General features: G+C 36.6%; 8 protein-coding genes and 1 pseudogene. 1 reads left to right on the plus strand and 8 read right to left on the minus strand.

Annotation, left to right across the window (positions count from 1 at the left end):
- Positions 1–2 precede the first annotated feature (2 nt).
- The 4 genes from cas6 to ACY2V1_RS07615 all read right to left on the minus strand — a co-directional run bounded on the left by cas6 (position 3) and on the right by ACY2V1_RS07615 (position 3,585).
- Positions 3–746, minus strand: a complete 744-nt coding sequence (cas6, locus tag ACY2V1_RS07600) for a CRISPR-associated endoribonuclease Cas6 (protein WP_461834199.1) — start codon at positions 744–746, stop codon at positions 3–5.
- A 199-nt stretch (positions 747–945) separates the two neighbouring features.
- Positions 946–2,199: an EAL and HDOD domain-containing protein gene (locus tag ACY2V1_RS07605; protein WP_461834200.1), complete on the minus strand. Its 1,254-nt coding sequence runs from the start codon at positions 2,197–2,199 to the stop codon at positions 946–948.
- Positions 2,200–2,214: 15 nt separating this feature from the next.
- Positions 2,215–3,264: an N-acetyl-gamma-glutamyl-phosphate reductase gene (argC, locus tag ACY2V1_RS07610; RefSeq protein WP_461834201.1), complete on the minus strand. Its 1,050-nt coding sequence runs from the start codon at positions 3,262–3,264 to the stop codon at positions 2,215–2,217.
- A 24-nt stretch (positions 3,265–3,288) separates the two neighbouring features.
- Positions 3,289–3,585 carry a DUF1844 domain-containing protein gene (locus ACY2V1_RS07615; protein ID WP_461834202.1) on the minus strand — a complete coding sequence of 99 codons (297 nt, stop codon included), beginning with the start codon at positions 3,583–3,585 and terminating at the stop codon, positions 3,289–3,291.
- A 235-nt stretch (positions 3,586–3,820) separates the two neighbouring features.
- Between ACY2V1_RS07615 and ACY2V1_RS07620 the strand changes: the two genes are divergently transcribed.
- Complete coding sequence (locus ACY2V1_RS07620; RefSeq protein ID WP_461834203.1) at positions 3,821–4,999, plus strand: FprA family A-type flavoprotein; 1,179 nt, start codon at positions 3,821–3,823, stop codon at positions 4,997–4,999.
- 180 nt (positions 5,000–5,179) lie between these two features.
- On the opposite strand, the gene ACY2V1_RS07625 is transcribed toward ACY2V1_RS07620, so the two are convergent.
- The 4 genes and pseudogenes from ACY2V1_RS07625 to ACY2V1_RS07640 form a co-directional block, all read right to left on the minus strand.
- On the minus strand, positions 5,180–5,986 hold the full coding sequence (locus ACY2V1_RS07625) for a sulfite exporter TauE/SafE family protein (RefSeq protein WP_461834204.1): 807 nt from the start codon (positions 5,984–5,986) through the stop codon (positions 5,180–5,182).
- Positions 5,987–6,211: 225 nt separating this feature from the next.
- Positions 6,212–6,347: pseudogene (locus ACY2V1_RS07630) on the minus strand (DNA gyrase subunit A); the annotation flags it as partial.
- 275 nt (positions 6,348–6,622) lie between these two features.
- Complete coding sequence (locus ACY2V1_RS07635) at positions 6,623–7,189, minus strand: response regulator (RefSeq protein ID WP_461834205.1); 567 nt, start codon at positions 7,187–7,189, stop codon at positions 6,623–6,625.
- A 195-nt stretch (positions 7,190–7,384) separates the two neighbouring features.
- Positions 7,385–7,801 (minus strand): CheR family methyltransferase (locus ACY2V1_RS07640; RefSeq protein ID WP_461834206.1); only part of this gene is annotated, 417 nt, incomplete at its 5' end.

Below are 7,801 nucleotides of genomic sequence, written 5' to 3' on the forward strand. Positions count from 1 at the left end.
ATTTATTCCCTTTTCATCCATCTATCTATTACTTCCCACATCCCAAATCCCATGGAATTTCTTTCTCCAAGTCCTGTATCATAGGCAAATTTCAAAAACTCTGGCTCTCCTGACAGTTCAAACACTCCTTTCCAGCCCTCGATCACTGCGCCTTTTTCTCTATTTCCATACCAAATAGCGGCCTTCTTTATTTGAATAGGCTCGATTTTAAGCTCATAGGGGCACTCTTCTTTTTTTAAAGCAACCCATTTTTTTTGTAGATTTTTGCTAATTGACTCGGAAAATCTATTTCCTGGAGGGCAGAGTTTATATTTTCCATCATCTCCAGTAGAACGCATGGCGATTGGATTTAGGGATTTGATTTTAATTTTAGATCCAAATTTTTTAGGTGGTAACACTGCAATGGAGTTTAAAAAAATTTTGTTCTCACCCAAAAGAAACTCATCTCCTGTTATAAAATTTTTGGCTACTTGCTCTAAAATCCAATTTACAGGAGATGAGATATAAAAGCTAATTTTTGGAGGAAATGAAAACATATTATTTTTCTTATCTAACCTTCCTTTTTCCAATATTGAAGAAAAAGTAAAAAGTTTAAATTTTCTTTTTTCATATTTAAAACCTTCATTATGAAGCCAGATAGCGGAAGGACCATCTAATAGATTGTAGATTAAACCTTGTAGGGTCCTTAAAAAACCCTTTTTAAGATGAATAAAACCATTTGAATTCAATTCAACTTTTATTCTCATACAATCTCCATAAATAAAGTTTTTATTTTATACTATAAAATTTATTTTTGGTTTTCAATAGTTGCTTGAAATTTATTATGCAAAGGGTCACAAAGAAGATTAAAACTATACCAGAAATGGAGAATTTAAGTGTTTGCCTTGACTTTGGAAATCTCCCTGGTACCTTAACAAAATCTAAAAGAGTGATTGATGAGAGAGACTAATTGTGGGTAGCTTTAAATAACTTGTCTGTCTCTTCAAGAGCATTGGCATACACAGAACTCACGATATCTAAAGGTATTTTTAGTCCCTTTAATAAGTTTAAGACTCCCTTCCAATCACCCCTTTCCTGTTTTTCTATGAGTTTTAGATAGGGATAAAGACGGGTTTTTTTACCGAGTAAAGTATCTTTAATGGTATCATCCAGTGGCAATAAAGCCAAAATATCTTCCATTGACTGATCTAATAAAGCGTCCAAAAGGGAGAATAGCCCCAGCATAAATAATTCATCTTCTGTGTGGTCTGTTTTTAAAAAATCTATTAACCCCATTAAAAAGTATCCACGAATTGTGGACTGACGGATAATTTCAATACCTCTATCTGAAGGATTTATAGTACTAAGTAAAAATATTCTGCACCATTTAACAACATTATTATAACCAAGTAAATTAATGGCCTGCCTTATTTTTTTTATTTTATTGGCGAGTCCTAGGGCAGGTGAATTTATGTATTGCAGGAGTTTATAACTTAAAGAAAGATCTGTTTTTATAGTATTTTCTAATTCATCAAGATCATCACTTGTGTTTTTTTTTGAGAAAAAAGCAAGTAATTTTAATTTGGTTATAGTAGTTGGTGGTATGGATTTACCTTTAACCAATTCGGGTTTTTGGAAAAAATAGCCTTGAAATAGGTCTGCACCCATTTTTTTTGTTATATTGAATGTATTTCTATCCTCTACTTTTTCTACAAGGATTTTTATTGTAGGATTTAAATTTTTTACTAGTAATATTAATTTTTCAATTGTTGCAACTTCCATATTGAGGATGTCTATTTTAACTATATCAATTAGTTTAAATAATTTTTTGTTTGTTACATGCCCTATAAAATCATCTAGCGCTAAAAGATACCCTTTTTTCTTTAAATCAATACAGGCCCTTAATATATCTCTGTCAATTATAACATCTTCTAATATTTCTACTACTGTTGTTTCTTTTGGTAATATTTCTGCTATACCAGAAATTAAAGATTTATATGGAAAGTTTATAAAAAAATATGTCTTTTTAGGTATACCTTTTTGAGCAAGACTAAATCCGTCTATAATGACTTTAGATGTTGCCACCTCTCCATTTATGACATTGGCAGATTCCATATCTGCATCGCGAAATAGAAGTTCATATCCATAGATACGCAGTTTTCCGTCAAAGATAGGCTGTCTGGCTATAAAGAGTTCTTGTGATATATTGTTGGTTACCATGGTCTAAAATCAAGTTTAAGGGATAAGGGCTAAATTTTCTAACCCTGTATCTTCTCCAAGACCAAACATGAGATTTGCATTTGCCACAGCCTGTCCTGATGCCCCTCTACAAACATTGTCAATACAGGATATTATTAAGGTTGTATTTGCCCTTTTGTCAAAGCACAATGAAATATCGCAATACATAGTGCCTCTTACAAATCTGGCCTCTACTAATTTGCCTTTTGGATATAATCTGATCCATTTATTTTCATTGGCAAATTCAAGATATGTTTCATATAATTGATCAAAAGTTATGTTATGTTTTAGTGTTACATACATGGTGGACACTATTCCCCTCTGAATAGGGAGTAAATGGGGATTAAATGACACAGTTATATTTGTATTTGCGATCTTGCTTAGCTGTTCCTCTATCTCTGGTGTATGCCTATGAGCTCCTGCCACACTATACGGTCTGAAATTATCATACACTTCACTAAAAATAATGCCCAATTTTGCAGATCTACCAGCCCCACTTGTACCAGACTTGCTGTCTATTAGAATAGGCGATGGATTTATTAACCCATTTTTTAAAGCTGGGTATAGACCTAAAATAATAGAAGTTGGATAACAACCAGGATTTGCAATTAATTGAGCGTTTTTTATTTGATCTTTGTAAATTTCAATTAATCCATACACTGCCTTATTTAAGAGGTCCTTTTGCGTGTGTTTGGTTTGATACCACTCTTCATAAATATGTGGATCTGAGAGACGAAAGTCTGCACTAAGATCAATGACTTTAACCCCTTTATCTAAAAAAATAGGTGCAATGTCCATGGCTGTTTTGTGAGGCACTGCTAAGAAAACCAGATCTACATTAACATCTCTACATTTATCTGGATGGATTATCTCAATTTCTCCTTCTTTTGTTCCCATAAGATGGCCAAATATATCCATTAATTTTTTGCCACACTCTTGCCTGGATGTGGCAAATTTAAGCTCAAATTTTGGGTGATTGGTGATAATTCTAATTAGCTCTGTGCCAGTATATCCCAGTGCTCCTACTATTCCAACAAAAATGGTCATAGATATATCTCCTATATTTCATGATTACGCACGTTGTACATACTTCATCTTGAGTTCAAACAAAATGTTTTTAAAGAAATCCTCTTCTTCGTTACTTAGATTTCCCTTGGTCTTTTCTTCCAACATCGATAACACATCTATTGTATGTCTCGCAAGGTCTAGGTCAACTTCTTTTTTCCCTGTAACAGGATCTGGGACTTCTCCCAGATGGACTAAAGCTGATGAGCTAAGGGACATAATAAAGGTAATAAAGTCCACCTTGGGCATTGGCCCTTTTTTATTGTATTCTGACTTAACTTGTTCCATCCTTTCCTCTGACATAACTATTCCCCTTGGACTATTTTTTGAAAAAAATTTTTTCTTACCTGTTTATCCTTAAATAATAACAGAGAATTATTGCTTAGGCAAATTGAATTTTATCAATTATCCCTAATCTTGCCAAGATTAGCAGTGAAATTTTTATCCTGTTGTTGACATATAATCTTTTTGGAGTATTCTCAATTATACAGTCATTAAATCAGGCGCATTGAACTGAAAAACAAACACAGGAGGTGTTATGAAACCAAGAAAAATTAAAGATAAAATTTATTGGATGGGGTCGGTGGATTGGGATAGGCGTCTATTTGATACCCTTGTCCCGCTTCCAGACGGGACAAGCTATAACGCATATCTTATTGAAGGGAGTGAGAAGACTGTGCTTTTGGACACTGTTGATCCCCCTATGGCCCACGAACTACTTTCCCAATTGGAGGGGATTTCAAAGCTTGATTATATCATCTCACACCACGCAGAACAGGATCATTCAGGAACAATTCCAATGGTGCTTGAAAAATTTCCTGATGCAAAGGTAATAACAAGCACCAGGGCAAAAGGAATGCTTATGGACCTTTTGCAAATACCTGAAGAATATTTCATAACTGTAAAAGATGGCGAGACCCTATCCCTTGGCAATAAGACCTTGAAGTTTGTCTATACCCCTTGGGTCCACTGGCCTGAGACCATGTGTACTTATCTGGAAGAAGACAAAATTCTCTTTAGCTGTGATTTTTTTGGTTCCCATATTGCTACTAGTGATTTATTTGTTACAGATGAAGGACGAGTGTTGGAGGCAGCAAAACGCTATTTTGCTGAGATCATGATGCCCTTTAGAAATGTGATTCAAAAGAACCTTGAGAAGCTCGCTCCTTATGACATAGAAATGATAGCTCCCAGTCATGGGCAAATATATCCCAGGGCTTCTTTAATTATAGATGCCTATAAAGAGTGGGTGCTAGGAATGCCCAGAAACAAAGTAGTCATTCCATATGTAACCATGCATGAAAGCACTAAGCAGATGGTAGATTATCTTGTATCTGCTCTTGTTGAAAAAGGTGTTATGGTTGAACAGTTCAATCTTGCTGTTACTGATATAGGAAAGCTAGCCATGGCCCTGGTGGATGCAGCTACTATAGTTATTGGAACTCCAACTATCTTGGCCGGCCCTCATCCATACGCTGCATATGCTGCATTTTTGGCAAATGCATTGAGGCCAAATACAAAATTCCTTTCCATTATCGGTTCCTATGGGTGGGGTGGAAAGACAGTAGAAACTTTGGCAAAAATGATCCCTAATCTAAAGGTGGAAGTTATCGAACCTGTTCTTTCCAAAGGAAAGCCGTCAGAGGCTGATTTTAAAGCACTGGAGAAATTGGCTGAAACTATTGCAGAAAAACACAAACAAGAGGGATTTAAATAACCAGCCAATTATACTGGACTAGCAACCCGCCCTATGCGGGTTGCAGTCTATGAATCTCTGTGTTTATACAGTCCTTTAATAAGAGCGGTCATGTTATGCCCACCTTGTGTAACACGCAGTTTTACAGGCTCAATTGCAAATTCTACTCTCTCTAATTTTAGATAATAAATTATGCCAGCCTTATATTATTCCTTTTGTATGAAGTGCATTAAAGACCATAAAAAGGGCTGCTATCCAATTTGTATAGGCAAAAAGCTTTTTCAAATTTTTAGGCTTTGACTTCAGAGAAAATTTTCCTCCTATAATTCCACCTAAAATTGTAATAAAAGCAAGTGGGATAGCATAATGTGGATTAAAATCTCCGTGAATAGCATGTCCTATAAAACCCATAAAAGCAGTTGCTGCTATTAATGTGGATGCAGTTCCAACTGCTGTATGCATTGGTACTCCACAAGCTAGGACCATCAAAGGGACCAAAAAAGATCCCCCTGATACGCCAACCATTCCAGCAGCAAAACCAGTTAAAATAATGATTGGTAATGCAATGTATAAGTTAACATTATATACATTATCACCTGCTTTAATATTAATGATTCCAAAACGTTTGTTCTTTACAGTGGTTTTATTTTCTGAAACAGGTATTAACATTAATAGTCCTGCTATAAATAACATAGCTGCAAATATCAACTTTAATGAAAAACCACTAAAAAGATGAGAAAAATATCCTCCTGCAAGTGCTGATAGAGATGTAAATGTACCAATTAGAATAGCCAACATCCAGGATACAGATTTATTTTTTTGAAAAATAATCATAGCTGCAACAGAAGCTGAGAAAAGAATAAACTGACCTGTTGTTGCTGCTTCGTGCATGGGAATGTTGGCCATTGCCAGAATTACTACATAAAAATTTCCACCTCCTTTTCCCACCATTGTCATAGTTACAGCTACAATAAAAATAAAGAAACCTACTATAACTAAATTTGACATCTAAAAAAACCTCTTGATTTTTTTACCATGAAAACACACAAAACCATGTTGAAAGACCAGTCTCTATTTTCGTATCCGTGGGTGGCCAGGATATTTTGGATCCGGCCATGCCGGTTTAGCTTTTTCCAATTTCAATGGTTGCTATGCCGAACTTTCGATAGGCCCAAAAGATAAAAGCGTACCTTAAGTATTGAGAACAATTTCCTGAAAGCCGTTATCTGCTCAATTTCCCTGCCCGTCTACAAGGGGATATCTCATAAAAAAATCCCGGGCCATCCTTACAAATGGCATCATAAACCGCCGTATCGCCATGGGGATGAGACTTACCAATCATATCTCCAACCACCCTGGCAGATTTTTCAACAGAATATTCAAGATAAAAAATTTTTCATCTCATCTTCTATGCTTACAACAGATATATTTGCATCAAACGGCACAAAGATTCTCCCACCCCCCTTAAATGTTACCATGAGACACATAGACCTGTTGATTATACAGGCACTTAATGTATTTGGACAGAAAAAAGAAAGCAAGGATAGGAGCAGGCCTTAAACCGGCATGACCGGATTCATGAACAGGAAGAACCACAGGATGTTATCGAAGGGAAAACAAAAACAGGAGAGCATCAAATATCCATCAAGGCAACAACGCCTTGAGGGCAATATCAATACGTGTCTTTTCATCAAGATCAGTCCTTGACAGCATTTCGCTGGCAGCATTCACCTTATCCTGTAACATGGAAACGGCCATTTCAAGGTCCTGTATAGTCTGGCTGGCGTTTCTTTCAGTTACGTCCATAGCCTCACGCACCTCACACGCCTCTTCCGCCAATTTCTTCATATCATTTATTTTTGTTAACTTAATAAACAGCTCATCAAAATTCAACGGCTTTTGCAGATAATCAACAGCCCCTTTTTTCATGGCCTCCACTGCATTTTCGACTGAGGCAAAAGCTGTCATAACAATTACCCCTGTCCGACTGCTTTTCTCTCTGGCAGCTTCCAGCACACCAATACCATTCACACCACCGGGCATCATAAGATCCGTTATAATCACATCGTAATAGTCGTTTTTGATAAGATCAACAGCCATCTTTCCATTTTCCGCTGTTTTGGTCTCCTCGTAACCGGCCTGTGTAAGTTTTTTTACTACAAGTTCCCTTGTAACAGGATCATCGTCAACAACCAATATTCTGAGAGTCATTATATTTTTTTACCTCCCTCTTTTTAACCTGTTTCCATCCATACAAGGCTGCTTCACAATTCCAGTGCCTGCCTGTGCATTGTTATGTCTGCCGTCCAGACGAAACGGAAAAGACACAACACTCAACCCATTGCTTCTCCCGATTTTGTAAAAGAAATCACATTTCCGGAAAGGAAACACCACTGTATCCTGATTTTATTTATGGTCAGGCACTAATTGATAGTATATGGAACGTATATGTTTGTGCGGCTTAAACCGCGGACAGATCCCGGTAAGAGATTCAGTAGATCCTATTATCAGATAACCGTCAGGTTCCAGAATCTCCGCTATTCTTTCAAACAGCCTCTTTCTATCTTCCATGTTGAAATATATGGCCACATTTCTGCAAAATACTATGTCAAATTTACCGAGGGCTTTGAATGGCAACATCAGGTTCAGTTTCCTGAAAGTAGCCATGGCCCTGATCTCGTCTTTTATCTTCCAGCCTCCGCTTACAGGTGAAAAGTACTTGCGGAGAATGTCAGGTGCAAGGCCACGTTCAATCTCAAATTTACTGTAGATCCCCTGACTGGCCTGGGCAATAGCTGCATCGGAAATATCTGTACCTAACAG

The sequence above is a fragment of the Desulfothermus sp. genome (genome assembly GCF_053993635.1).

Excerpts from the sequence above, each read along its gene's own strand:
- ACY2V1_RS07635 (WP_461834205.1), bottom strand. The coding sequence starts at position 7,189 with ATGACTCTCAGAATATTGGTTGTTGACGATGATCCTGTTACAAGGGAA.
- cas6 (WP_461834199.1), bottom strand. The coding sequence starts at position 746 with ATGAGAATAAAAGTTGAATTGAATTCAAATGGTTTTATTCATCTTAAA.
- argC (WP_461834201.1), bottom strand. The coding sequence starts at position 3,264 with ATGACCATTTTTGTTGGAATAGTAGGAGCACTGGGATATACTGGCACA.
- ACY2V1_RS07605 (WP_461834200.1), bottom strand. The coding sequence starts at position 2,199 with ATGGTAACCAACAATATATCACAAGAACTCTTTATAGCCAGACAGCCT.
- ACY2V1_RS07620 (WP_461834203.1), top strand. The coding sequence starts at position 3,821 with ATGAAACCAAGAAAAATTAAAGATAAAATTTATTGGATGGGGTCGGTG.
- ACY2V1_RS07625 (WP_461834204.1), bottom strand. The coding sequence starts at position 5,986 with ATGTCAAATTTAGTTATAGTAGGTTTCTTTATTTTTATTGTAGCTGTA.
- ACY2V1_RS07615 (WP_461834202.1), bottom strand. The coding sequence starts at position 3,585 with ATGTCAGAGGAAAGGATGGAACAAGTTAAGTCAGAATACAATAAAAAA.